The sequence below is a fragment of the Leisingera sp. UBA4491 genome (assembly GCF_002388965.1).
Taxonomy (GTDB): Bacteria; Pseudomonadota; Alphaproteobacteria; order Rhodobacterales; family Rhodobacteraceae; genus Leisingera; species Leisingera aquaemixtae.
On sequence record NZ_DGNN01000015.1, the window covers coordinates 1 to 22,332 of the forward strand.

A 22,332-nucleotide genomic window follows, 5' to 3' on the forward strand; every position below is an offset into this window, starting at 1 on the left:
ATTTCGCGGGGGGCAGGTCACCAGGTCGGTGCGGTAGAGCATTGATGTTACACTAACAGCGAGTGGCTATTTTCCAGTCTCGACAGCAAGGGTGCAGAAATTACCCCGGCCGTCGCCGGGGCCAATATCCTTTCAACCGCTTTACATCCTACTCGCGAGCATGCCGCACGGCCTCGGCGATCTTGCCACGCGCCAGGCGCTGCAGGACGGGCGCCGAGGGGCTAAGCGCCCTGAAGGCATCAGGCACGATTGAGTTCCTTGTCGTACGTATGGGCTAAAGTCTCAGCTAGCAGGCCATAGCGCTGCCTCAATCGGCGGTATCGTGCTTGCCGTAGTGGTCATCATCGCACTATGTGGGCGGCCGTTTGATCTGACCTCTCAAATCTCCCGAGCCAGCCGAACACAGCGGCAACCTTACTTTTTGAACTACACCCTTCAAAAGTAAGATCAAAGGTAAGATTGCGGACGGTGTTACTTTTAGTGTGATCCGCTGCAATCCGAAGGTAATGCGGGTCGAGGGCACGTAATCAATCAATCAGTAATCATTTCACTCCCTATTAGGGTTCAAGTCCCTTCACCCGCACCATTTTTCAGCGAAGTCAATCATGCGGGCGCAAGGCCCGGCTGCGGCGGCTGGCCGGCTTGCCCAGACGGCGGGATAGGTTTTCCTCTTTCGCCGCGCCTGTGCTATACTTCGCCCCGGCAGGACGCTGACAGCGGCCGGTCAAATGTTCATCAGTGCATTGTTGATAAGGGGGATGGCCGTGAAACGTCTTCTGAAAACAACCACCGCGGCGGGGGCTGCACTATGCGTCCTGGCGCAGCCGGGCCTGGCTGAGCTGAAATACGAAAACAAGTCCGGCGGCTATGTCGAAATCTATGGCCAGCTCAACCCCGCCATCATCTCTGTCGACGATGGCGAACAGACCGAAACCAACCTGCTCGACAATGACCTGTCCCGCTCCCGGATCGGCCTGCGGCTGATGCAGCCGTTCGGGGCCAACACCTTCGGCTTCCGGTTCGAGGCCGGTCTGGGCTTCCCGAACTCGACCGAGGTGAACCAGCTCGGCTCCGACTACAGCGGCTGGACCCGGGCGGACCTGCGCCACGTGGACTTCTGGCTGGAAGGTGGCTGGGGTAAGCTGTCGGCCGGGCAGGGCAGCATGTTGGCGGACGGCGCGGCTGAGACGGATCTGTCTTATGTCGGCACCGCGCTCTACTCCTTCAAGGTCGACTCCAATGCTGGGTTCCTGATCCGCGACACAGTGGGGGCGCTCAGCGGGCCGGTCCTGGCGGATGCGTTTGACAATCTCGACGGGTCCAGACGCGGCCGCATCCGTTACGACACGCCGGATTTCAATGGCTTTTCCGCAGGCCTGGCCTGGGGGCAGAACGTCCTCTCTTCATCCGATGAAGCCGACTACTATGATATCGGCGTGTTCTACGGGCAGGAGTTCGGTCCCACCAATTTCGCCGCATCCCTGGCTTATCAGGTGCGCGAAGACGACGGCGATGAGCGGTCCGACGTGATCGGCTCTGCCTCGGTGCTGCTGGACAACGGGATCAGCTTCACCGTTGCGGGCGGCACCCGCGACAATGACGCGGCGGGCGCCAGTGACCCCAGCTATTACTACGCCAAGATCGGCTATGAAAACGAATGGCTGCCCTGGGGCAAGACCGGTCTTGGGGTGCATTACTATGAAGGCGAGGACTTCAATGTGAACGGCTCCAGCTCCAAGGGCTGGGGTGTCGGTGCGGTTCAGAAGGTTGAGAATTTCAATACCGACATATACCTGACTTACCAGGAGTATGATTATGAGGATGCCGCGGCGTCTTACCAGGATGTCTCGACCTGGGTTCTGGGCGCGCGCTGGAAGTTCTGACCTGCAGAGCAAGCTTCGAAACGGAAAAAACGCTCCGGGAACCCGGGGCGTTTTGCAATGGGGGCTGCCCTGAACCCCTGCGGCGGCGGGACCGGCTGGCTGCCGGCTCAGAGTTGCGCAGAAAGCATAGCCGCTTTGCGCCAGGCGGGGCGCCAACGTAACCGTCTTCACATCTCCCGGTTCATGCCAGCGCTACGGTGCAGGTGATTTTTTGCCACGAGCAGATTTTCACACATGCCGCAGCGGTCATCTGACCCGGAATTCATGCCACGCGCGCAGAGGCTCCCTCGGCTGCTGCGCTGGCCTGTGCCGGACAGCGGCCGTAAGCGGCGGAACAGGAGACAGAATATGAAAACCAAGATTGCAGCCCGCGCCGGCGCAGCCTCCCTCGCAGCTGCACTTGCCGCACCGGCATTTGCAGGTCCCACCTATACCAATGACACCGGCGGCAGCTTCCGCTGGTACGGCCAGTTCAACCCCGTCTACCAGTCCTTTGACGACGGCGGGCAGGACTTCAACCGGCTGACCGACAACGCGGCCTCCAACTCGCGCATCGGCTTCTGGCTGGAGCAGGCCTATGGCGAAAACACCCTGCGGTTCAACTTCGAGACCGCCTTCGGCCTCCGCTCGTCGGACGGGGTCAGCCAGCTTTCGACCGGCGACAACATCAGCTGGGACCGCACCAATATCCGCCACGTCGACTTCCAGTTCGACACAGCGCGCTATGGCCGGTTCTCGGCCGGTCAGGGCTCGATGGCAACCGACGGCATCACCGGCGCGGACTTCTCCGGCACCGGCCTCGGCGCCTCGAACGCGGTGGCTGACTCCGCAGGCGGCTATGCCTTCCGCACCGGCGCCGGCGCACTCAGCTCCGTGGAAATCGGCGATGTCTTCACTGACTTCGACGGCAGCCGCCTGGGCCGCGTCCGCTATGACTCGCCGGAGCTGGCGGGGTTCACCTTCTCGACCTCCTGGGGCACCGATGTCCTGAAGGATGCCAACGACCGCGAAAGCTATGACGTGGCGGTGCGGTGGGCCAATGACGACGCCGCGGGCTTTGCCATCGACACCGGCATCGGCGCCTCCTGGACCGAGGAAACCGGCAAGGCCGACGCCCGCGACATCTCCGGCTCCTTTGCGGTTCTGCACAAGGCCACCGGCCTGTCGCTGAACCTCGCCGCGGGCGAGCGCGACATCGCGGGCACCTATGCCTATGCCAAGCTGGGCTATTCGGCGGACCTGATCGCGGCCGGGTCGACCTCCTTCTCGGTCGACTATTATGACGGCTCCGACATGGTCACTGCCGGCGACAGCGCCGAGTCCTGGGGCGTGGCCGCGGTTCAGAAGATCGACGCCTATAATGTCGAAACCTACCTGGCCTACCGCGACTATTCCTATGCCGACACCGGCCCCGCAACCTACCAGGACGCAAACGTCATCCTGGCCGGCGCCCGCTGGAAGTTCTGAACCGCACCTTCCCCGGTTTCAGAACGGCAGACACGCCCCCATTGCGGGGCGTGTTTTTCGTTACGGCACCCCGGAAATGCGCGGGATTGATCAGGAAAGGGGCAATCCCCCTTGCGCCGCCGCGCCGGGGGAAATAGAAGACCGCAAATTGTCTGGGGGCACCTCGCACAGGGGCCCCGAATCTCTATGGGGAATAGGATGCAGGTCACCGAGACGCTGAACGAAGGTCTGAAACGCGGCTACGCCATCACCGTCACCGCCGCCGAGCTGGACGAGAAGGTCAACGAAAAGCTGGTCGAAGCTCAGCCGGAAATCGAAATGAAGGGTTTCCGCAAGGGCAAGGTGCCGATGGCGCTGCTGAAAAAGCAGTTCGGCCAGCGCCTGATGGGCGAAGCGATGCAGGAATCCATCGACGGCGCCATGAACAAGCATTTCGAGGACAGCGGCGACCGTCCGGCGCTGCAGCCCGAAGTCAAGATGACCAACGAAGACTGGAAAGAAGGCGACGACGTCAACGTCGAGATGTCCTACGAGGCACTGCCGGAAATCCCCGAGGTCGACTTCTCCGGCGTTGAGCTGGAAAAGCTGGTTGTGAAGGCTGAAGACGAAGCCGTCAGCGAAGCGCTGGCCAACCTGGCCGAAACCGCCAAGGAATTCGAAGCCCGCGAAGAGGGCGCAGCAGCCGAAGACGGCGACCAGGTCGTGATCGACTTCGTCGGCAAGATCGACGGCGAAGCCTTCGAGGGCGGCGCAGGCGACGACTACCCGCTGGTGCTGGGCTCCAACTCCTTCATCCCCGGCTTCGAAGAGCAGCTGGTCGGCACCAAAGCCGGTGAAGAAAAAGATGTGACCGTGTCCTTCCCCGAGGAATACGGCGCAGAGCACCTGGCTGGCAAAGAGGCCGTGTTCACCTGCACCGTGAAAGAGGTGAAGGCTCCGAAAGCGGCTGAGATCAACGACGAGCTGGCCAAGAAATTCGGCTCTGACGACCTGGACGCGCTCAAGGGCCAGATCGCTGAGCGCCTGGAAGCCGAATACGCCGGTGCCGCCCGCGCGGTGCTGAAGCGCGCGCTGCTGGACAAGCTGGATGCGCTGGTCTCCTTCGACCTGCCGCCGTCGCTGGTCGACGCCGAAGCCAAGCAGATCGCGCATCAGCTGTGGCACGAGGACAACCCAGAAGTGCACGATCACAACCACGGTGAGATCGAGCCGACCGAAGAGCACGTCAAGCTGGCAGAGCGCCGCGTGCGTCTGGGCCTGCTGCTGGCCGAGCTGGGCCAGAAAGCCGAGGTCGAAGTGACCGACGCCGAGATGACCCAGGCGATCATGAGCCAGGCCCGCCAGTACCCGGGCCAGGAGCGTCAGTTCTTCGAATTCATCCAGCAGAACGCCCAGATGCAGCAGCAGCTGCGCGCGCCGATCTTCGAAGACAAGGTTGTCGACCACATCGTCGGCCAGGCCAAAGTCGAGGAGAAAGAAGTCTCCAAAGACGAGCTGGAAAAGGCGGTTGAGGCGCTGGAAGAGGAGTAATTCTCTCCTTCCTGCAAGATCACGGAAAGGCCGCCCCCGGGGCGGCCTTTTTCCTGCGCGGCCCGGTCACAGAACCGCCCGCTCCTGCAGCCACAGCAGCGACGGGTAGGCCGCCAGCCAGATCCAGAAGAACCGGTTCAGCCCGAACAGGCAGGCATTGGCAAGGTGGAACAGCGCCGCGGTGAACAGCGCCAGCACCAGCGCCTCGCGGCTGAACAGCGCCAGCGGAAACAGCACCTCGAACAGCATCACCGCCCAGCCCATCGCCCACAGCAGCCGCGGGCGGTCCGCCAGGCGGCGCAATCCTTCGCTGACCGGATAGGCCGAGAAGCGGAACACATCCTGCAGCGCCCGCCCGGACCGCCATTCGGGGTTCACGATCTTCACCTGGCCGGAGATGAAGTAGCAGATCACCAGCTGCCCGGCGAGATAGGCAAAGACGTATTCCTGCCATTGCTCCGACGGCAGCCAGCGGGCCGCGGTCAGGCAGCAGAGGATCAAGAGGCTCATCTTGTCGCTGCCGCCATTGTAGGGGCCTTGAAACCGCTGCAGCAGCAAAAGCCCCACGATCACCAGTCCCAGCAGGACCCAGGGCGTGGCGATCCCGAACAGCAGCAGCCCGGTCAGCAGCAGGCGGGGGCCGTGCAGGATCTGCTCATCCCGGAAGCCTGCCATATGCTCGGCGCTTTGCTGCAGAAAGGCGAGCGCCAGCAGCACCTCGGTTGCGCGCAGGGCCAGCTCCAGGCTCATGCGGCGGCCCGTGCGGCCCGTGCCGATTGAGCGGAGAGGGCGGCCATCAGATACGGCTCGGACTGATAGGTGACGGCTTTGATCAGTTGGCCGTCCTCCGCCCGGTCCAGAAAAACCAGGCGGAACTGCAGGTACGGCTGCAGCGCGCCGGGAGGCTGCCCGCGCCGCAGATCGGCCGCGATCCGGCGCAGGATTTCCTGGCGGCTGTGTTCGGTCGGCGCCAGCGTCAGCCGCTCGGCGCAACTGACCAGAAACAGGCTTTCGTTCCAGCGCGCATTCCACAGCATCCGCCCGGCCACGGCCTGCGGGCTGAGCCGCTGCGGGCGCGGCCGGAATTCCTGCCAGGGCGCGAGCGCAGCGGACGGACTGGCCAGCAGGCGCCATTCCACCCGAGGCGACGGGTCCACCGACTTGAAGAAGCGCCAGGACGGCATCAGCGCAGGCAGCAGCAGTTTGAACAGGGTCAGCATGGCGCCAGTAAAGCGGGCGCCGGTTAGAATTTTGCTAAAGCCCCGCCAGATGCGCAGCGCGGCACTCCCGCCCGTCCTTGGCGCTTTCCTGCGGAAAGCCCGGCGTCCCGTTGGGCCGGGCAGCGCCCCCTTGGGGCGCTGCGGATGCGGATCCGGCGGGTGTCAGCCTCCAGGCCGCAGGCCGGTTTCCACCAGCATGCCGCGGCGCTTGGCCTCGTAATAATAACCGCGCGAGTAATGCTTTACCGCCATGTCCTGGCTGCCGTCAGCCAGAAGCCAGGCGCCGCGCAGGTACTTTACGGAAAATTGCAGGTTGGTGTCGGCATCCAGCAGTTCCTGAGGCTCGCCTTTGAAGCCCATCGACCGCGCTGTCGCGGGAAGGATCTGCAGCAGCCCGTAGTAGGGGCGGTTCACCGCCTTGGGCCTGTGGGTGCTTTCGCGGACCGCCAGCCTGTGCACAAGGCTGCGCGGCACCTCGTAGTGATCTGCCCAATAGTTGATCTTCTGGCGCAGATCCGGGGTTTCATTGGGGTAGAGCGGCGGGGCGGCTCTGGACACCTCCGGCGGGGAGGCGGTGCTGGCGCAGGCAGACAGCACTGCAGCCGCAAAAAACAAGATCAAAGGGGTCCGGCGCGTCATGCGGCCTCCGAAAGCGGTTTCTCACGCCGGGCAGATTACCCGCCTCGGCGCGCGCTGCAATCCTGCCCGTGCCACCGGGGCCGCCAGCGGCGGGGAACCGCCAAACCGGCAGGGGGATTCCGCCTGAGCGGGGCTGTTCTGAGAGGGGCAGGCGGGTTCTTCAAAGTTTAAACATTAGACATTTGTTAAATATGCCCACCCACTACATATTGGGGATGCGCATTGAGGCAACACGACCCTCAGGCAGATCGCCCCTCACGCCTGTGGGGCATCTGACCAAATCGGGCAGACGGGGCCGCGGCTGTTTCCCAATTTTCCGCGGTCCCAACAACCCCCTGGCCGGGCGCCGGCCAGACTGTCTTTCAGAGCTGGAATTCGGGGCACGTCCGGGGCGCAGCACGGCGCGCGGACGGCTGCGCCGGGCGCCTCCGGCAGCGGGGCTTTCGGCGGAGTCTGGCCAGGCATAAAATTGACGTTGCACAGCCTGTCCCGCGGGCGCTGCCCGCCGTTTCAGCCCGCCATATCAGCCCGCCATATCAGCCAGCCGTGTCAGCCAGCCGTGCGGCCTGGCTTGTCCGGCGTCCCGAACAGGCTGCGGTCCGGTGCAATCAGGCCCTTGGGCACGATATCGGCAATCGCTTCGGTTCTGAAGTCCGGCCGGTCGAACCGGTGGCCGCGCAACAGCCGAAACAGCAGCCGCCGGCGCAGCGCCAGTTCCTCACGCTCCAGTTCGTTATCCAAGGCAAACCCCTCCCTTCTGCTCCCGCTGCCATGCTGGCAAGGAACGGCAAACGGAAGGTTTATGGCGGACGCGCATGTTCTTAAAACTTAGGCCGGCTTTTAGCGTTGGCCGCCGCAAACTGAAAAAGGCCGCCCAAAAGGCGGCCTTTCCCATGTCTCAGCTGACCCGAAGGGATCAGTTGGTTTCCTCGTCGCCAGCGGCTTCGATTGCCGGGCCTTCGTCGTCGTCGGAGGCTGCGGAGCCGATATCGTCGAACAGCTCGGAGATCTCGAATTCAGCAGCGGCTTCCTCTTCGGCGGCCAGCTCCTGGATCGATTTGCCCGATGCCTGCAGTTCGGCTTCTTCTGCCGAACGCGCAACGTTCAGTTTGATGGTGGCTTCGACTTCCGGGTGCAGCTTGACGGAGACCGAGTGCAGGCCGAGGTCCTTGATCGGAGCGATCAGGGCGACCTGTTTCTTGTCGACCGAGAAACCGGCTTCGGTTGCAGCTTCAGCCGCGTCGCGCGGGGTGACGGAGCCGTACAGCGCGCCCGCGTCCGATGCGGAGCGAATCACAATGAACTGCTGGCCGTCCAGCTTCGCAGCCAGAGCCTCGGCTTCTTTCTTGGTCTCCAGGTTGCGCGCTTCCAGCTGCGCTTTCTGGGCTTCGAAAGAAGCGATGTTGGCCTCGGAGGCGGTTTTTGCCTTGCCCTGCGGCAGCAGGAAGTTCCGGGCGAAGCCGGGCTTCACGTCAACGACGTCGCCCATCTGGCCCAGTTTTGCAACGCGCTCAAGAAGGATAACTTGCATCTGCTTATCTCCTTACTTCACGGCGTAGGGCAGCAGGGCGAGGAAGCGGGCGCGCTTGATAGCACGGGCCAGCTCACGCTGCTTCTTGGCCGAAACGGCGGTGATGCGCGAAGGAACGATCTTGCCGCGCTCAGAGATGTAGCGCTGCAGCAGACGGGTGTCCTTGTAGTCGATCTTCGGCGCGTTGTCGCCCGAGAACGGGCAAACCTTGCGGCGGCGGAAAAACGGTTTGGCTGCCATGATTTAGCGTCCTTTTCTCAAGCGTTGATCAGCGGCGCTCACGGCGTTCGCCGCGTTCGTCGCGCTTCTGCATCTGGACCGAAGGGCCCTCGGCGTGCTCGTCGACCTTGATGGTCAGGACGCGCATCACGTCATCATGCAGACGCATCAGGCGCTCCATTTCCTGCACGGCAGACGCGGGCGCGTCGGTGCGCAGGAAGGCATAGTGGCCCTTGCGGTTCTTGTTGATCTTGTAGGCCATGGTCTTGACGCCCCAGTACTCCTGGTCGACCAGCTTGCCGCCGTTGTCGGACAGAACAGCACCGAAGTGTTCGATGAGGCCTTCTGCTTGCGAGTTGGACAGGTCCTGACGCGCAATCATGACATGCTCATAGAGTGGCATGCGAACTCCTGTTTGTGTCTAGGCGCATTTCATAGACCGGGCATCACATGCTTCCACTGCCTGGTCACGAGAGGCTGCGCGGATCGAAAGTGTCGCGGAAGCAGGGCCTCCTATACAGGCTGAGGCGCAAAGAGCAAGGCAAAAACCGGCGCGGTCCAGGGGCCGCAGCGGGCCGCCGCTGCAAAACCGCAGGCACGCCCCATTGCTGCCCCAATGCCGGGCCGGAATGTTTAACGAAATCTTAACGCAAACGGCGCGCCTGAACGCAAGAGCGGTTCCGCGCGGGCAGGGCAGCTTTGGAAAGGGCAGTCAGATGGCAGTAACAGATCATACCCCGGCGATGGCCTCCGGCGCCGCGGCGTTTGGTGCTGCGGCCAGGGCGATGCCGCTCAGCCTGCGGCTGGAGGTAAACTGGAACCTGCGGCTGATCCTGCTGCGGCTGCTGGGGGCGGCGATGATCCTTGGCTCCACTGGGCTGTGGCTGGTGCCCGGGGCCGGCGCCGATCCGGAGATGAACCTGATCCGGATGGGGGTGTCGGTGGCCTTCCTGCTGGCCGGGCTGGTGCTGATGACCGCGCAGGGGCCCGGCCGCCGGTCCGAGGCCTGTTTCGATCCGGTCCGCCGCGAGCTGCGCCTGCTGCAGCGGGACGGGCAGGGCCGCCCGGCCACGGTGCTGCGCCGCAGCTACGAAAGCCTCGGCGCGGTCCGGCTGACCGCCGCATCGGTGCAGTTGTACGAGGCCGGCGGCACCCTGCTGATCGAGCTGCCGCTCCAGTCTTCCGCGATGCGCAGCCAGCTGCGCGACCAGTTCAGCGGCGCGGTGCGGATCCTGACCTGAGCGCCCATCACTTTTGCGCGAGACAGGCCCGGCTGCACAACAGCCGGGTTTTGTGTTCGCCCGCTCACAGATACTGTTGGTTTTTGCCGGCTTCCTTTTCGGGAGCCATTCGCCGCATCTGTTGCACAAGATTAATTCAGACGGAGCCTTTCCCATGAAGAAGACCCTGCTTGCCGCCGCCCTGGCCGCTGCCGCTGCAACCGGCGTTGCCGCCGCCCCCGAGAAATACGTTCTGGATCCCGGCCACAGCCAGATCCTGTTCGACTACAACCACCTGGGTTATTCGACCACCTACGGGCTGTTCGCCGGTTTTGAGGGCGAGATCATGTTCGATCAGGAAGACCCGGCCAACTCCTCCGTCTCCGTTTCCATGCCGCTCAGCAGCATGTTCACCGGCTGGCAGGCGCGCTTCGATCACTTCATGACCAAGGATTTCTTCGACGCCACCGAAGATGAAACCATCAGCTTCACCTCCACCGGCATCGAAGTGACCGGCGAGGAAACCGCCAAGATCACCGGCGATCTGACCCTGAACGGCGTGACCAAATCCGTGGTGCTGGATGCCAAGCTGAACCAGAAAGGCGAGCATCCGATGGCCAAGAAGCCTTGGGCCGGCTTCGACGCCACCACCCAGGTCCTGCGCTCCGACTACAACCTCGGCCAGTTCGCCCCCTTCGTGAGCGACGAGGTCAACATCAAGATCTCGGTCGAGGCGATGAAGGCCGACAGCTGACCCGGCAAAGGTCTCCGCGAAATTGCAGCCGCCGGCTCCCTTGGGGCCGGCGGTTTTCCTTTGGCCGCCTGCTCCCGCCTCCCCAAACCGTGACCTAAGTTCACTGGCGTTTCCGCCTCCGAAGGCGCACACTTATGCTGGCCCCTCCGGCCACTTCGGAAAGGAGGCACCCATGTCCCGCTTAGGCTTTCTCGCTTCAGCCGGTGCGGCATTGGCCCTCGCAGCCAGCCTGGCGTTTACCGCGCCCGCCGCCGCCCATGATTCAGGCCGCGACGCGGCCCGCGCCCTTGCCGGGCTGATTGCCCTCGGCGTCATTGTCCACAGCCTGGATAAAGACCGGGACCGCCACCGCGGCCGCGCCTATTACCACCAGCCGAAAAAACATTACGGCTACTACGGCCCACGGCGCCACTACGCCGGACGCGACCGGCACCATTACCGCCGCCACGGCGGCCACCGGCACCACAGCCGCCATGGCGGCTACTACTGGCACAGGCACTGAAGCCGCGGCCAGGCGCCAGGACGAGCGCCGCCGCACAAGGCATGATCCTGCAGGCAGAAAAAGCCCCGGCACGCTTGCCGGGGCTTTCAAGGATTAGAAGGGCTGGCGGAAGCCGCCCCCCCGACGCCGGTTATTCCGCCCGCTTGGCTTCCAGCTCCACCGCCACATCAACGGCAAACCCCAGCGAGCTTTCGTCCGGCAGGCTTTTGCCGATGCCGAAATCCAGCCGGTTCAGGGTCAGCCCGCCGGTCATCTTCGCGCTGTCCCCCTCCAGCGCCAGATCGAATGGCAGGGTGACCGGCACTGTCTGATCCTTGATCGTCAGCGTTCCCGTTGCCTGATAGCCCTCCGCCAGCTTCTCGATCTCCGCCTTGAACAGGGCCGCGGGGAAAGCGGCGCTGTCGAAATAATCCGCGCCCATGGCCTGCTGTGTTACCGTGCCCAGCTGCAGCGACGGGATGGCGACAGTCACCTCCACATCCCCGGCCGGACCCGGCGCCGCCGGCTCCTCGAAGTTGATCACGGCGGACCATTCGCCAAAGCTGCCGGCGACCGCGCCGCCCATCTGGGTCACGGTAATCCCCAGGGTGCCCGATTGCACAACCCAGCCGCTTTCCGCCCCGGCGTCCGGGTCCGCGGCCACGACGGGGGCGGCGGTGCCGGTTTCAACCGCCTGCTTGCCGCCAAAAAGGCCCAGCGCCGCGCCGCCGCCCAGCACGCCGCCCCAGACCAGCAGCGCCGCCAGCAGCGGCAGCAGGCTGTGGCTCTGGGCGGGCGGCTGCGGCAGGCTGGCGTGGCCCGGCAGCATCCGCCGCAGGGTGGCGTCGCGGTCGATCACATGATGCTTCAGCGCGCCGGCAATATGCAGGCCCAGCGCGCCCGCCAGGGTCCAGACCAGCACCCAGTGCACACCGCCAAAGACCCCCGCCACCGCGTCGGACTTCGGCACAAACGGCAGGCTCTGCCCGAACGGCCACCAGATCGGCGCAAAGCCGGTGGTGGCGGCGTGATGGATCCAGCCGCTCAGCGGCACCGCCACCAGCGAGCCGTAGAGCAGCCAATGCACCATCTCCGCCGCCAGCGCCTCCGCCTTGCGGTCCGGGTGCAGCAGGCCGGGTTTCGGCTGGCTCAGCGCCCAGAGGATGCGCAGAAGCGCGGTAAAGAACACCGCCACGCCGATGGTCTTGTGCAGCGAGAACAACAGCGTGGCGCGCTCGATCACCGCCTGGCTGCCATCAAACCCCGGGCTTTGTATCTGATGCGCCAGCTCATTGGCGAAATACCCCAGCGGAAAGGCGGAGAAGATCAGCAGCGCGGTCAGCCAGTGAAAGGTCTTGGCAACGCTGCCATAGCTTTGGAAGGTGTTTTGGCCGGGCATGGCGCTTCGGGTCCTTTTCAAGTCGCGGTCTGCCCTCAAGGTAGCAACACCGCCGCCCCGCGCAACATCCGCGCCCCCTACATCCGTGCACAGGCGCGGTGCGCAGGCTGCAGCTTTGCTTGTGCGTTGCGTCAAGGGCCGTTACATCAGGCCAAACGCTAAAACAGACGAGGTCTTCAATGACGATCGCATTCGTGTTCCCCGGCCAGGGCGCCCAGACCATCGGTATGGGCAAGGCGCTTGCCGATGCCTATCCGGCAGCCAAGGCCATCTTTGACGAGGTCGATGAGGCGCTGGGGGAAAGCCTGAGCCAACTGATCTGGGCGGGCGATATCGAAACCCTGACCCTGACCCAGAACGCCCAGCCGGCGCTGATGGCCACCTCGATGGCTGCCATGCGGGCGCTGGAGGCCGAAGGCGTGACGATTGACAAAGCCGCCTTTGTGGCCGGGCATTCTCTGGGCGAATACTCGGCGCTGGCGGCCGCCGGTGCGGTCTCGGTGACCGACACCGCCCGCCTGCTGCGCACCCGCGGCCAGGCCATGCAAAGCGCCGTGCCGGTGGGCGAGGGCGCGATGGCCGCGATCCTGGGCCTCGACCTTGACGCCGTGCGCGCTGTGGCCGAGGAAGCTGCGCAGGGCGAGGTCTGCCAGGCCGCCAACGACAACGACCCCACCCAAGTGGTGGTCTCCGGTGCCAAAGCCGCAGTCGAGCGTGCGGCGGAAATTGCCAAGGAGAAGGGCGCCAAGCGCGCGGTGATGCTGCCGGTGTCCGCCCCCTTCCACTGCGCCCTGATGCAGCCTGCTGCCGATGCCATGGCCGAGGCGCTGGCGGGTGTCGAAATCAAATCCCCCGCGGTGCCGCTGATTGCCAACGTGCGCGCCGACGCCGTCACCAGCCCGGACGAAATCCGTGCACTGCTGGTGGAGCAGGTGACCGGCTCCGTGCGCTGGCGCGAAAGCGTGCAGGCGATGGCCGCCAAGGGCGTCACCGAATTCTGGGAGATCGGCGCGGGCAAGGCGCTGTCGGGCATGATCCGCAAAATCGACCGCAATCTGTCCTGCCGCCAGGTCGGCACCCCCGAGGACGCCAAGGCCGCGGCTGAAGCATAAAGAGATTTTCCGGCGCCCGCCCCGCGCGGCCCGGATCCGAAAGTGAAGGAAACGACATGTTTGATCTGACTGGCAAGAATGCCCTCGTCACCGGCGCCTCCGGCGGCATCGGCGGCGACATCGCCCGCGCGCTGCACGCGGCAGGCGCCACTGTGGCGCTGTCGGGCACCCGCGAGGAGCCGCTCAAGGCGCTGGCCGAGGAGCTGGGCGAGCGCGTCCATGTGCTGCCCTGCAACCTCTCCGACGCCGAAGCAGTCGAGGCGCTGCCGAAGCAGGCGGCCGAGGCGATGGGCTCCGTCGACATCCTGGTCAACAACGCTGGCATCACCCGCGACAACCTGTTCATGCGGATGAAGGACGAGGAATGGGACTCCGTCCTGAACGTGAACCTCACCTCCACCATGCGGCTGTGCCGCGGCGTGCTGCGCGGCATGATGAAGGCGCGCTGGGGCCGTATCATCAACATCTCCTCGGTGGTGGGCGCCACCGGCAACCCGGGCCAGGGCAACTATGCCGCCTCCAAGGCCGGCATGGTCGGCATGTCCAAATCGCTGGCTTATGAGGTCGCCAACCGCGGCATCACCGTCAACGCGGTGGCGCCGGGCTTCATCGCCACCGCGATGACCGACAAGCTCAACGACAGCCAGAAGGATGCGATTCTGAGCCAGATCCCGGCCGGCCGCATGGGGGAATCGAAGGAAATCGCCTCCGCGGTTCTGTATCTGGCCAGCCAGGAAGCCGGCTATGTCACCGGCACAACGCTGCATGTGAATGGCGGCATGGCGATGATCTGAGCGGGTGCAGTGCCGGGCCCTGCAGCCGGACTGCAGGGCTTTTTCCCGCCTGTTTTGCCCCGCGTCCGGCCGCGGCGGCCCGGCACCCCGGCCCGCCGCCGCCGTCAAGCGGTTGAAAAGAGGCGGAATTGCAAAAAACTCCGCAAACCGGCTTGCAACCACTTGATTGCGGGGCCATCTGCACGGCTTGATACCCGCAGGGTGCGGGCCGCAGCACAGTTTGTTACCAAGCGAAACCGTTTGCCTTGGCCGCGGTCTATGCTATAGGCGGCCCATATCCGCAGGTATTTCCTAAGGGAAACGCCGCACTGTCCCCGTCCCGCGGGGATCACACCGCCCGCTCCGGGCAATAACCACGCCGCCCGCACGGGCAAGGGCAGAACCGGGCAGAGTGCCCTGAAATACGAGGAAGAGACATGAGCGACGTCGCAGATCGCGTTAAAAAGATCGTTGTTGAGCACCTGGGTGTTGAAGAGGACAAGGTCACCGAAAACGCCTCCTTCATCGACGATCTGGGCGCAGACAGCCTGGACACCGTGGAACTGGTGATGGCGTTTGAAGAAGAGTTCGGCATCGAGATCCCGGACGACGCAGCCGAAACCATCCAAACCTTCGGCGACGCGGTCAAGTTCATCTCCGAAGCGTCCTGATAGACGCGTCCGGATGACCGGATTAAAAACGGCGCTCTCCCCTGCGGAGGGCGCCGTTTTCTTTTGCCCGCCTGGGACCGCGGCGGCGGCGGCCGAATCTGCGCCTGCGGCGATCCGGCCTGGTGCTTGTTTGCGCTACCAGCCGGCCCGGCGCGGGTGCCGCAATTGTTCCACAATGGGTCAGGATACGGCGTATCGCAGGGGGCGATCCGTGCTAATATTTCCGCGACAGGCAGAGCACAGAGGAGACTGGCACTATGATGATATACCCCACGATGGAGATTCAGAACGGCCGCTGCGTGAGCCTCGAAAAAGGCCGCCTCGACGAGCCGCAGATCTGGCACGTGGATCCGGTGGAAACCGCCAAGGGGTTTGCCGCCGCAGGCGCGGAATGGATGCATCTGACCGATTTCAGTGCCATTGAGGGCGACTACAGCAACGAGGCGCTGATCCTTGATATCATCCGCGGCGCCGGCGTTCCTGTCCAGCTGGGCGGCGGCATGCGCTCGCGCGAGCAGGTGGAGAGCTGGATCGACAAGGGCGCCGGGCGCATCGTGATCGGCACCCTTGCGGCGCGCGACCCGCATCTGGTGCGCGAACTGGCGGAACACCACCCGGACCAGATCGTGCTGGCGGTCGATATCTGGCAGGGCCAGGTGATGACCGACGGCTGGCGCAAATCCGGCGCCTTCACCCCAGAGGCCTATCTGGAGGCCTTTGCGGGCGCACCGTTTGCCGGCATCATCATCACCGACATCGATTCCGACGTCGCTGATACCGAGGCGCAGATGGGGCTGATATCGCATCTGGCGTCCACCGTGAAACTGCCGGTGATCGCCAACGGCGTGGTGCGCAATTCCGATGATGTCTCGCGGCTGAAGTACATTCCCAACATCGCCGGCGCCATGGTGGGCCGGGCGCTGTTCCGCAAGACGCTGTCGGTTGAGGAAGCGCTGGCCGTTGCCCGGCCCGAACCGGAACCTGTGGCGGAATTCCAGTAACGCCATTTGCAGCCGGCCTGCGGTCTGCAAAAGCAGGCTGCAGGCCGCGCCCGGCCGGGCGGCGTCAGGCCGGGCTGACCGCGGCTTGCGGCTCAACGGTCTGCGCCGCATTGCGTTTGCGAAGCCTTTTCAGCTCCGCCCGGGCCAGCCGGCTGCTGAACTTTATACCGACATAGTCGTGGTCCTGCCGGATGGTCTGTGCCTCGATCGGCGGCAGGCCGGTCACACTGGCCGTCACATCCCCCTTGATCAGCGGAACAGGCTGGCCGTCCTCCAGCCCGACACGCACCTTGGCGCCCAGGCGGCTGATGTCCACAATCCGCGCCTCAAAGCGGTGATCGCCGCACTCCAGGAAGCAGGGCAGCGCGCAAGGGTGGCGGCGGGACAGCCGCAGCCGCCGCCGGGCCAGGCGCTGCGCCAGGACCCCGGCCGCCGCGCCGAGAATCAGGGTCAGCAGCGAACCGGTGATGACCGCCTCCTGCGGCAGCTGCTTCAGCTGGCCAAGCCCGCTCAGCGCGCCGCCGGCACTGTCCTCAGGGGGAGCGTAGTTGCAGGGCAGGGGCAGGATGCGCGCGCTGTAGCTTTGCAGCCGGGCGTCTGTGCCAAGGCGCTTTGCCTCCGCCTCCGCCTTGCCGGGCCCGTGCCTGCGGTGGATTTCCAGCAGGCCCTTGTGGCGGGTGATCAGATCCAGCGTGGAGCGCTCAAAGTTCTGCAGCCCGGCCCGCCGCAGCCGGATGCGCAGGTCCACCTGGGGATGGTCGCTCAGCCAGTGATGCAGTCTGCGCGCCTCGCCGGTGTCGGTGCCGGCATTCAGCATGTCGTGGAATTTGCGCATCTGGTACTGCATCAGCACAAGATCCGACAGCAGCATGCAGGTCGCGCGGGAGGAGGACGGAGCCGCGGCGGCGGCAGGGCTGCCCGCAGCAAGCGCCAGGGCGGCGGCGGCTGAAAGAACGAGAGACTTGGACACCATTCAAGGGACTCGCGTAACTGTGCAACAATCTCCCTTGGGTTTAGCTTTGACGTCTTAACGCCCGGCAAGCGGACGCAGCAATTTTCCGTTAAAACTGCGCAGCGGCTGCCAGGCCAGGCGGGGCAGGTGCCGCCAGCGCAGCGCGCGGGCCGCCCTGGTGCTGCAAGGCGGCCTGGCGGTTCACATTGGTCTCAAGGGGGCGTGTGCAGCCGGGCTGGGCGCTCCGGGCGCAGGCCGCAGCGCCGGCATAGGGCTGCGGCCGTTAAATCCCCAGGCCGGGCGGCATCCGCGCCGCCCGCGGGGGGCCGTCTTCATCCTCCATCGGGAAGGCTTCCAGCAGGCGGTGCAGCTGCAGGAAGTTGAAGTCCCGGGCGAACTGCACCCCGAAATAATCCGCCGTCTGCCACCGCACGCTGGCGTCCAGGGTGTAGCCGCCGAACGTGAGGGTGACCCGCGCCGGGATTTCACAGGGGGCGTCGGGGCGCACCTTGGCACCGGCCCGGCTGAGGTCGACCAGATGGGCCGGCACTGTGCGGCCGCCGGCCTGCAGCACGCAGGGCACCGAGCAGGGGTAGCGCTTGGTGCGGCGGATCCTGCGGATGCCGATGCGGTCCAGGAAATACAGCACGCTGCCGCCCAGCACCAGAAAGGACACCCAAGCAATCGCGGCATTGATGATCTGCTGGCGCTGGCGCGCGTCCGCTGCATTGACCGCCACCAGCTTGCTGCCGTGCCCGTCATCCTTGACCTGGTCGCAGGGCAGGGCCTCAACCCGGGTGCCGAACTCCGCCGCCAGTTCCCTGATGCCCATGTGGCGGGCGCTTTCCAGCGCCGCGGCGCGGCCCTGGGTGTCGAGAATCTGCAGCAGCACCGTCTGCCGCTTCAGCAGCTCCATCGCGCCGGGCTCGACGGATTGGATCCCCACCGCCCGCATCCGCTGCCGCAGCGGCGCCGGCGGATTTGTGCTGATCCAGCTGCGCAGATGCTGCACGCTGTAAGCGCCCTCGCCGGTGCGCAGATATGACAGAAACCCCTTGGTGGCCCGGTGCAGATCCGACAGGTCGCGGTGCACGGCACAGCCGGCACTTGCATGCCCGGGGAGCAGGCCGATCACCAGCAGGGTTGCAGCTATGGAGAGCCATTGGCGCATAGCAGGGTCGTTCCTCAAATCCTTCCAGAACAGAAGAATGCCGCAAAGAAGCGAATGTGCGGTTAACGCCGCGGCCGCCCCGGGCGAAAACCTGTGCGGCGTCATATGCCAGGGCGCGCACCGCCGCGCGGCACAGCAGCCAGGCGCAAACAGGCAGAGAAATAAGGGAGATCGCGTTTCAGCCGCATCGCCATGGCCCGCCCGTTTTGGAACAGGCGGCGGCAAGCGCCGGAAAAAAATGCGGGCTGGAGACAAAATGGCCCAGAGCTCCAGCCCGCTTTGGCAATCCTTGAGGACGGATGCCGAGTTTCTCGATTTGATAAACTCAACCTACGCCAGAGTCGTTAACCAAAAGTTCCCGCATTGTGAAATTATTGTAACAGCCCGTTTTTTGTCTCGTCCCGGCTGCTGCCAGCCCGCTCTTGCACCTGCCGGTCATTCCAAGCTATTTGAACGGACGGATTGCCGAGGCAAAGGAGAGCAAGGAATGCGTCGAGTAGTTGTCACCGGACTGGGCCTGGTTACCCCTCTGGCCAGCGGAGTCGAGGAAAGCTGGACCCGGTTGCTGGACGGCCAGTCGGGCGCGGGCCCCATCACCCAGTTTGACGCAGAGGCAAGCGGCGTGACCACGACCTATGCCTGTGAGGTTCCGCGCGGCGACGGCAGCGGCGGCACCTTCAACCCGGACGACTGGGTTGCCAAGAAAGACCAGAAGAAGATTGATGACTTCATCCTCTATGGCATCGCTGCCGCCGACATGGCCGTGCGCGACGCCGGCTGGACGCCCGAGGATGAGGAAAGCCGCCTGCGCACCGGCGTGATGATCGGCTCCGGCATCGGCGGGCTGTCGTCGATTGCCGACACCGCCGTGATGATCAAGGAGAAAGGCCCCCGCCGGGTGTCGCCGTTCTTTATCCCCGGCGCGCTGATCAACCTGATCTCCGGCCAGGTGTCGATCCGTTTCGGCTTCAAGGGCCCGAACCACTCCGTCGTGACCGCCTGTTCGACCGGCGCCCACGCCATTGGCGACGCGGCCCGGCTGATCAGATCCGGCGACGCCGACGTGATGGTCGCGGGCGGCGCCGAAGCGGCGATCTGCGAGATCGGCATCGCGGGCTTCAACGCCTGCAAGGCGCTGTCGACCAAATACGCCGACGACCCCAAGAAAGCCTCGCGCCCCTATGACAGCGACCGCGACGGCTTTGTGATGGGCGAGGGCGCCGGCATCGTGGTGCTGGAAGACTACGAGCACGCCAAGGCCCGCGGCGCCAAGATCTATGCCGAGGTGCTGGGTTACGGCCTGTCGGGCGACGCCTATCACATCACCGCCCCCTCCGAGGATGGCGAGGGCGGCGAACGCTCGATGCGTGCGGCGCTGAAGAACGCGGGCCTGGAGCCGTCGGCCATCGACTATATCAACGCCCACGGCACCTCGACCATGGCCGACACCATCGAACTGGGCGCGGTGGAGCGGCTGCTGGGCAACCACGCCGCCAATGTCACCATGTCCTCGACCAAATCCGCCACCGGCCACCTCTTGGGCGCGGCCGGCGCGATCGAGGCGATCTTCTCGATCCTGGCAATCCGCGACCAAGTCGCCCCGCCGACCATCAACCTCGACAACCCCGCCGTGGAAACCCCGGTCGACCTGGCCCCCAACGCCAAGCGCGAGCGCGAGATCAAGGTGGCGCTGTCGAACTCCTTCGGCTTTGGCGGCACCAACGCCTCGGTGATCTTCGGGAAACCTGACTGATGTGGCGCAGCCTCGCCTCTAACATGCTGACGGTCCTGATCGCCGCCCTGTTCCTCTTGGGCGGCCTCATCCTGTGGGGCAAGTCGCAGTACACGGCTGAAGGCCCGCTGGACACCGCCATCTGCCTGCGGGTGGATCGCGGCTCCAACATGGCCCGCGTCAGCCGCGACCTGGAAGCACAGGGCGCAGTCACCTCCGGCACCATCTTCCGCCTCGGCGCCAAATACAGCGAAAAAACCGGCCAGCTGAAGGCCGGCAGCTTCCTGGTGGAGCCGGGGTCGTCGATGGAACGCATCGTCGACGAGATCACCCATTCCGGCGCCTCCACCTGCGGCACCGAGATCGTCTACCGCGTCGGCGTGACCCGCACCCAGACCCTGGTGCGCGAACTGGACCCGGCGACGAATAAGTTCGAGGACATCGCCGATTTCATCCTCGGCGTCGATGAGGTGCCGGCGGAATACACCGAGACCCGCCAGGATGCCGACACCCGCTACCGCATCGCGCTGGCCGAGGGCGTGACCAGCTGGCAGGTGGTCGAGGCGCTGAAGGCGATGGACGTGCTGGACGGCGACCCGGGCGAACGCCCCGCCGAAGGCCTGCTGGCGCCTGACAGCTACGAGGTCACCCCGGGCACCGAACGCGCCGCGGTTCTGGCCGAGATGCGGGAGCGCCAGCAGCTGCGCATCAACGCCGCCTGGGAAAGCCGCGCGGACGACGCGGCCGTCAAGACGCCCGAGGAGATGCTGATCCTCGCCTCGATCATCGAAAAGGAAACTGGCGTCGCCTCCGAGCGCGGCGTGGTTGCCTCGGTCTTCACCAACCGCCTGAACCGCGGCATGCGCCTGCAGACCGACCCGACAGTGATCTATGGCGTCACCAAGGGCGAAGGCATCCTGGGCCGCGGCCTGCGCCAGAGCGAGCTGCGCAAGGCCACCCCCTGGAACACCTATGTGATCGAGGGCCTGCCGCCGACACCCATCGCCAACCCGGGGCTTGCCAGCCTGGAGGCGGCGGTGAACCCGGAGACCACGGATTACGTGTTCTTCGTCGCGGACGGCACCGGCGGCCACGCGTTTGCCAAGACGCTGGACGAGCACAACGCCAACGTCGCCAAATGGCGCGAGATCGAAGCCCAGCAGCAGCAGAACAACTGAGGCTGCGGGGCAGGGAAAGAGGAAAGGGCGCCGCAGGGCGCCCTTTTTTGTGTCTGCCCGGCCGCAGGAATTTCACTTGCTTTGCAGCCGCCCGCGTTCGATAGGGAAATATGTTCAAAAACCGGGCCATAGTCTTTGTTCTGATCACCTTGATGATAGATGCGATCGGGATTGGCATTGTGTTCCCTATCATGCCGGACCTGATGGCGCGCGTTGGCGCCGGAGATACCGGGCAGGGGGCATTCTGGGGCGGGCTGCTGATGGCAGTCTACGCGGGGGCGACGTTCCTTTGCGGTCCCATCGTCGGCAGCATCTCTGATGCCGCGGGACGCAGGCCCGTGCTGATCGCTGCGCTGCTGGTGCTGGCTGTGGATTACGTGATCATGGCGCTGGCCGGAAGTTTCTGGCTGCTGCTTCTGGGGCGGAGCCTCGCCGGCCTGGCGGGGGCGACCTATATCACCGCAACAGCCTATATCGCCGACATTTCCGCCCCGAAGGAGCGGGCTGCGAATTTCGGCCTGATCGGTGCCGCATTCGGCATCGGCTTTGTGCTGGGGCCCGCCATCGGCGGCATTGCAGCGGAAATCAGCGTGACCGCACCCTTCTGGATCGCAGCAGTCCTCTCGGCTGCCAACGCGCTGTTCGGCGTTTTCGTACTGCCCGAAAGCCTGCCGCCGGAGAAACGCCGTCCCTTCGGCAAACGCGACCTCAACCCCTTCAAGTCGGTCTATGACGCCTTCCGCACGCCAGGGCTGGCGGTTCCCATGATCTGCATCTTCGTGTTTGAATTCGCCAATATGGTATATCCGACCCTCTGGGCCTTTTGGACCCGCGAGGTTTTTGATTGGCCCACGCTCTATATCGGGTTGTCGCTGGCGGCCTATGGCGTGATGCTGGCCGGAGTGCAGGGCGGGCTGATGCCGGTCTTCATCAGATGGATGGGCGATTTCAGAACCCTGATGCTGGGGATGACCGCGGCCCTGATCGCCATGACCGGGTTCGGCTTCACCGGCACGATCATCGCCTTGACCGTCTTTCTGGTGCTCGCGGCCCTGTCCGATCTGGTGCCGGCCCTGCTGACCGCGATGGCGTCCAACCAGGCGGACGGGGACCGGCAGGGTATCCTGCAAGGCGTCATCGCCTCCTTGACCTCGCTGGCGGCCATCCTGTCGCCGCTGGTCATGACTGGGCTGTTTCGGGCCTCAGTCGACGAGCGAGGCGTTTATTTGCCGGGATTGCCCTTCCTGTTTTCAGCGGCACTGGTCGCCATGATGCTGCCCTTGGTGTTCCGCCTGCGCGACCATGCCTCGGTCTAGGCAGGCTGAGCAATCACTAGCTGCCCTGTCCCGGCGGGGATGTGCTGCCGCGCCCCCGTTGCGTCCCCGCCGTACGCCCCCCC

The 22,332-nt window shown here is 64.9% G+C and carries 23 protein-coding genes; 13 read left to right on the forward strand and 10 right to left on the reverse strand.

The features are described 5' to 3' along the window. The first annotated feature begins 758 nt into the window (after positions 1-758). The 3 genes from B2P87_RS07685 (at position 759) to tig (ending at position 4,880) form a co-directional block, all read left to right on the forward strand. On the forward strand, positions 759-1,883 hold the full coding sequence (locus B2P87_RS07685) for a porin (RefSeq protein WP_141890458.1): 1,125 nt from the start codon (positions 759-761) through the stop codon (positions 1,881-1,883). A 348-nt stretch (positions 1,884-2,231) separates the two neighbouring features. Further along, complete coding sequence (locus tag B2P87_RS07690; protein WP_141890457.1) at positions 2,232-3,350, forward strand: porin; 1,119 nt, start codon at positions 2,232-2,234, stop codon at positions 3,348-3,350. Between the two features lie 198 nt (positions 3,351-3,548). Continuing rightward, positions 3,549-4,880 carry a trigger factor gene (gene tig, locus B2P87_RS07695; RefSeq protein WP_141890456.1) on the forward strand — a complete coding sequence of 444 codons (1,332 nt, stop codon included), beginning with the start codon at positions 3,549-3,551 and terminating at the stop codon, positions 4,878-4,880. A gap of 66 nt (positions 4,881-4,946) precedes the next feature. Here tig and B2P87_RS07700 read toward each other — a convergent pair whose 3' ends face one another. The 7 genes from B2P87_RS07700 to rpsF all read right to left on the reverse strand — a co-directional run bounded on the left by B2P87_RS07700 (position 4,947) and on the right by rpsF (position 8,892). Next, positions 4,947-5,630, reverse strand: a complete 684-nt coding sequence (locus B2P87_RS07700) for an HTTM domain-containing protein (RefSeq protein WP_141890455.1) — start codon at positions 5,628-5,630, stop codon at positions 4,947-4,949. Continuing rightward, on the reverse strand, positions 5,627-6,100 hold the full coding sequence (locus B2P87_RS07705) for a hypothetical protein (protein WP_141890454.1): 474 nt from the start codon (positions 6,098-6,100) through the stop codon (positions 5,627-5,629). Before B2P87_RS07705 ends, B2P87_RS07700 begins: the two co-directional genes overlap by 4 nt. A gap of 162 nt (positions 6,101-6,262) precedes the next feature. Next, entirely contained in the window at positions 6,263-6,739 is a 477-nt protein-coding gene (locus B2P87_RS07710; protein ID WP_141890453.1) for a lytic transglycosylase domain-containing protein, read from the reverse strand. 549 nt (positions 6,740-7,288) lie between these two features. Then, complete coding sequence (locus tag B2P87_RS07715) at positions 7,289-7,480, reverse strand: hypothetical protein (RefSeq protein WP_141890452.1); 192 nt, start codon at positions 7,478-7,480, stop codon at positions 7,289-7,291. A gap of 175 nt (positions 7,481-7,655) precedes the next feature. Next, positions 7,656-8,270 (reverse strand): 50S ribosomal protein L9, encoded by a 615-nt coding sequence (rplI, locus tag B2P87_RS07720; RefSeq protein WP_058287052.1) that lies wholly within the window; start codon positions 8,268-8,270, stop codon positions 7,656-7,658. A 12-nt stretch (positions 8,271-8,282) separates the two neighbouring features. Further along, positions 8,283-8,510 (reverse strand): 30S ribosomal protein S18, encoded by a 228-nt coding sequence (gene rpsR, locus B2P87_RS07725; RefSeq protein WP_005982441.1) that lies wholly within the window; start codon positions 8,508-8,510, stop codon positions 8,283-8,285. A gap of 28 nt (positions 8,511-8,538) precedes the next feature. After that, positions 8,539-8,892, reverse strand: a complete 354-nt coding sequence (rpsF, locus tag B2P87_RS07730) for a 30S ribosomal protein S6 (RefSeq protein WP_008554352.1) — start codon at positions 8,890-8,892, stop codon at positions 8,539-8,541. Between the two features lie 313 nt (positions 8,893-9,205). Between rpsF and B2P87_RS07735 the strand changes: the two genes are divergently transcribed. From B2P87_RS07735 to B2P87_RS07745, 3 genes are all read left to right on the forward strand, one after another. Beyond that, positions 9,206-9,730, forward strand: a complete 525-nt coding sequence (locus tag B2P87_RS07735; RefSeq protein WP_141890451.1) for a hypothetical protein — start codon at positions 9,206-9,208, stop codon at positions 9,728-9,730. Between the two features lie 154 nt (positions 9,731-9,884). Next, positions 9,885-10,463 (forward strand): YceI family protein, encoded by a 579-nt coding sequence (locus B2P87_RS07740; RefSeq protein WP_141890450.1) that lies wholly within the window; start codon positions 9,885-9,887, stop codon positions 10,461-10,463. A gap of 172 nt (positions 10,464-10,635) precedes the next feature. Continuing rightward, positions 10,636-10,965, forward strand: a complete 330-nt coding sequence (locus B2P87_RS07745) for a hypothetical protein (RefSeq protein WP_058287049.1) — start codon at positions 10,636-10,638, stop codon at positions 10,963-10,965. 130 nt (positions 10,966-11,095) lie between these two features. Here the strand turns inward: B2P87_RS07745 and B2P87_RS07750 are convergent, their stop codons facing one another. Then, positions 11,096-12,343, reverse strand: a complete 1,248-nt coding sequence (locus B2P87_RS07750) for a cytochrome b/b6 domain-containing protein (protein WP_141890449.1) — start codon at positions 12,341-12,343, stop codon at positions 11,096-11,098. 179 nt (positions 12,344-12,522) lie between these two features. Between B2P87_RS07750 and fabD the strand changes: the two genes are divergently transcribed. The 4 genes from fabD (at position 12,523) to B2P87_RS07770 (ending at position 15,900) form a co-directional block, all read left to right on the forward strand. Continuing rightward, on the forward strand, positions 12,523-13,455 hold the full coding sequence (gene fabD, locus B2P87_RS07755; protein WP_141890448.1) for an ACP S-malonyltransferase: 933 nt from the start codon (positions 12,523-12,525) through the stop codon (positions 13,453-13,455). Positions 13,456-13,511: 56 nt separating this feature from the next. Continuing rightward, positions 13,512-14,249 carry a 3-oxoacyl-ACP reductase FabG gene (gene fabG / locus B2P87_RS07760; RefSeq protein WP_008555001.1) on the forward strand — a complete coding sequence of 246 codons (738 nt, stop codon included), beginning with the start codon at positions 13,512-13,514 and terminating at the stop codon, positions 14,247-14,249. A gap of 416 nt (positions 14,250-14,665) precedes the next feature. After that, on the forward strand, positions 14,666-14,899 hold the full coding sequence (locus B2P87_RS07765) for an acyl carrier protein (protein ID WP_005982462.1): 234 nt from the start codon (positions 14,666-14,668) through the stop codon (positions 14,897-14,899). Positions 14,900-15,156: 257 nt separating this feature from the next. Further along, positions 15,157-15,900 carry a HisA/HisF-related TIM barrel protein gene (locus B2P87_RS07770; RefSeq protein WP_141890447.1) on the forward strand — a complete coding sequence of 248 codons (744 nt, stop codon included), beginning with the start codon at positions 15,157-15,159 and terminating at the stop codon, positions 15,898-15,900. Between the two features lie 64 nt (positions 15,901-15,964). Here B2P87_RS07770 and B2P87_RS07775 read toward each other — a convergent pair whose 3' ends face one another. After that, positions 15,965-16,873, reverse strand: a complete 909-nt coding sequence (locus B2P87_RS07775; protein ID WP_141890446.1) for a PilZ domain-containing protein — start codon at positions 16,871-16,873, stop codon at positions 15,965-15,967. Positions 16,874-17,135: 262 nt separating this feature from the next. Beyond that, positions 17,136-18,023 carry a PilZ domain-containing protein gene (locus B2P87_RS07780; protein WP_058287044.1) on the reverse strand — a complete coding sequence of 296 codons (888 nt, stop codon included), beginning with the start codon at positions 18,021-18,023 and terminating at the stop codon, positions 17,136-17,138. A 487-nt stretch (positions 18,024-18,510) separates the two neighbouring features. On the opposite strand from B2P87_RS07780, the gene fabF reads away from it, so the two are divergent. The 3 genes from fabF to B2P87_RS07795 all read left to right on the forward strand — a co-directional run bounded on the left by fabF (position 18,511) and on the right by B2P87_RS07795 (position 22,249). Further along, entirely contained in the window at positions 18,511-19,776 is a 1,266-nt protein-coding gene (gene fabF / locus B2P87_RS07785) for a beta-ketoacyl-ACP synthase II (RefSeq protein WP_141890445.1), read from the forward strand. Next, on the forward strand, positions 19,776-20,933 hold the full coding sequence (gene mltG / locus B2P87_RS07790) for an endolytic transglycosylase MltG (RefSeq protein ID WP_141890444.1): 1,158 nt from the start codon (positions 19,776-19,778) through the stop codon (positions 20,931-20,933). Before fabF ends, mltG begins: the two co-directional genes overlap by 1 nt. A 110-nt stretch (positions 20,934-21,043) precedes the next feature. Next, complete coding sequence (locus B2P87_RS07795; RefSeq protein ID WP_141890443.1) at positions 21,044-22,249, forward strand: MFS transporter; 1,206 nt, start codon at positions 21,044-21,046, stop codon at positions 22,247-22,249. Positions 22,250-22,332 lie beyond the last annotated feature (83 nt).

Bases quoted from the DNA above. Each gene is read 5' to 3' on its own strand.
- fabG (WP_008555001.1), top strand. From the start codon at position 13,512: ATGTTTGATCTGACTGGCAAGAATGCCCTCGTCACCGGCGCCTCCGGC.
- B2P87_RS07740 (WP_141890450.1), top strand. From the start codon at position 9,885: ATGAAGAAGACCCTGCTTGCCGCCGCCCTGGCCGCTGCCGCTGCAACC.
- fabF (WP_141890445.1), top strand. From the start codon at position 18,511: ATGCGTCGAGTAGTTGTCACCGGACTGGGCCTGGTTACCCCTCTGGCC.
- tig (WP_141890456.1), top strand. From the start codon at position 3,549: ATGCAGGTCACCGAGACGCTGAACGAAGGTCTGAAACGCGGCTACGCC.
- rpsF (WP_008554352.1), bottom strand. From the start codon at position 8,892: ATGCCACTCTATGAGCATGTCATGATTGCGCGTCAGGACCTGTCCAAC.
- mltG (WP_141890444.1), top strand. From the start codon at position 19,776: ATGTGGCGCAGCCTCGCCTCTAACATGCTGACGGTCCTGATCGCCGCC.
- B2P87_RS07735 (WP_141890451.1), top strand. From the start codon at position 9,206: ATGGCAGTAACAGATCATACCCCGGCGATGGCCTCCGGCGCCGCGGCG.
- rpsR (WP_005982441.1), bottom strand. From the start codon at position 8,510: ATGGCAGCCAAACCGTTTTTCCGCCGCCGCAAGGTTTGCCCGTTCTCG.
- B2P87_RS07770 (WP_141890447.1), top strand. From the start codon at position 15,157: ATGATGATATACCCCACGATGGAGATTCAGAACGGCCGCTGCGTGAGC.
- rplI (WP_058287052.1), bottom strand. From the start codon at position 8,270: ATGCAAGTTATCCTTCTTGAGCGCGTTGCAAAACTGGGCCAGATGGGC.
- fabD (WP_141890448.1), top strand. From the start codon at position 12,523: ATGACGATCGCATTCGTGTTCCCCGGCCAGGGCGCCCAGACCATCGGT.
- B2P87_RS07745 (WP_058287049.1), top strand. From the start codon at position 10,636: ATGTCCCGCTTAGGCTTTCTCGCTTCAGCCGGTGCGGCATTGGCCCTC.
- B2P87_RS07710 (WP_141890453.1), bottom strand. From the start codon at position 6,739: ATGACGCGCCGGACCCCTTTGATCTTGTTTTTTGCGGCTGCAGTGCTG.
- B2P87_RS07685 (WP_141890458.1), top strand. From the start codon at position 759: ATGGCCGTGAAACGTCTTCTGAAAACAACCACCGCGGCGGGGGCTGCA.
- B2P87_RS07750 (WP_141890449.1), bottom strand. From the start codon at position 12,343: ATGCCCGGCCAAAACACCTTCCAAAGCTATGGCAGCGTTGCCAAGACC.
- B2P87_RS07705 (WP_141890454.1), bottom strand. From the start codon at position 6,100: ATGCTGACCCTGTTCAAACTGCTGCTGCCTGCGCTGATGCCGTCCTGG.
- B2P87_RS07795 (WP_141890443.1), top strand. From the start codon at position 21,044: ATGTTCAAAAACCGGGCCATAGTCTTTGTTCTGATCACCTTGATGATA.
- B2P87_RS07690 (WP_141890457.1), top strand. From the start codon at position 2,232: ATGAAAACCAAGATTGCAGCCCGCGCCGGCGCAGCCTCCCTCGCAGCT.
- B2P87_RS07775 (WP_141890446.1), bottom strand. From the start codon at position 16,873: ATGGTGTCCAAGTCTCTCGTTCTTTCAGCCGCCGCCGCCCTGGCGCTT.
- B2P87_RS07765 (WP_005982462.1), top strand. From the start codon at position 14,666: ATGAGCGACGTCGCAGATCGCGTTAAAAAGATCGTTGTTGAGCACCTG.
- B2P87_RS07780 (WP_058287044.1), bottom strand. From the start codon at position 18,023: ATGCGCCAATGGCTCTCCATAGCTGCAACCCTGCTGGTGATCGGCCTG.
- B2P87_RS07700 (WP_141890455.1), bottom strand. From the start codon at position 5,630: ATGAGCCTGGAGCTGGCCCTGCGCGCAACCGAGGTGCTGCTGGCGCTC.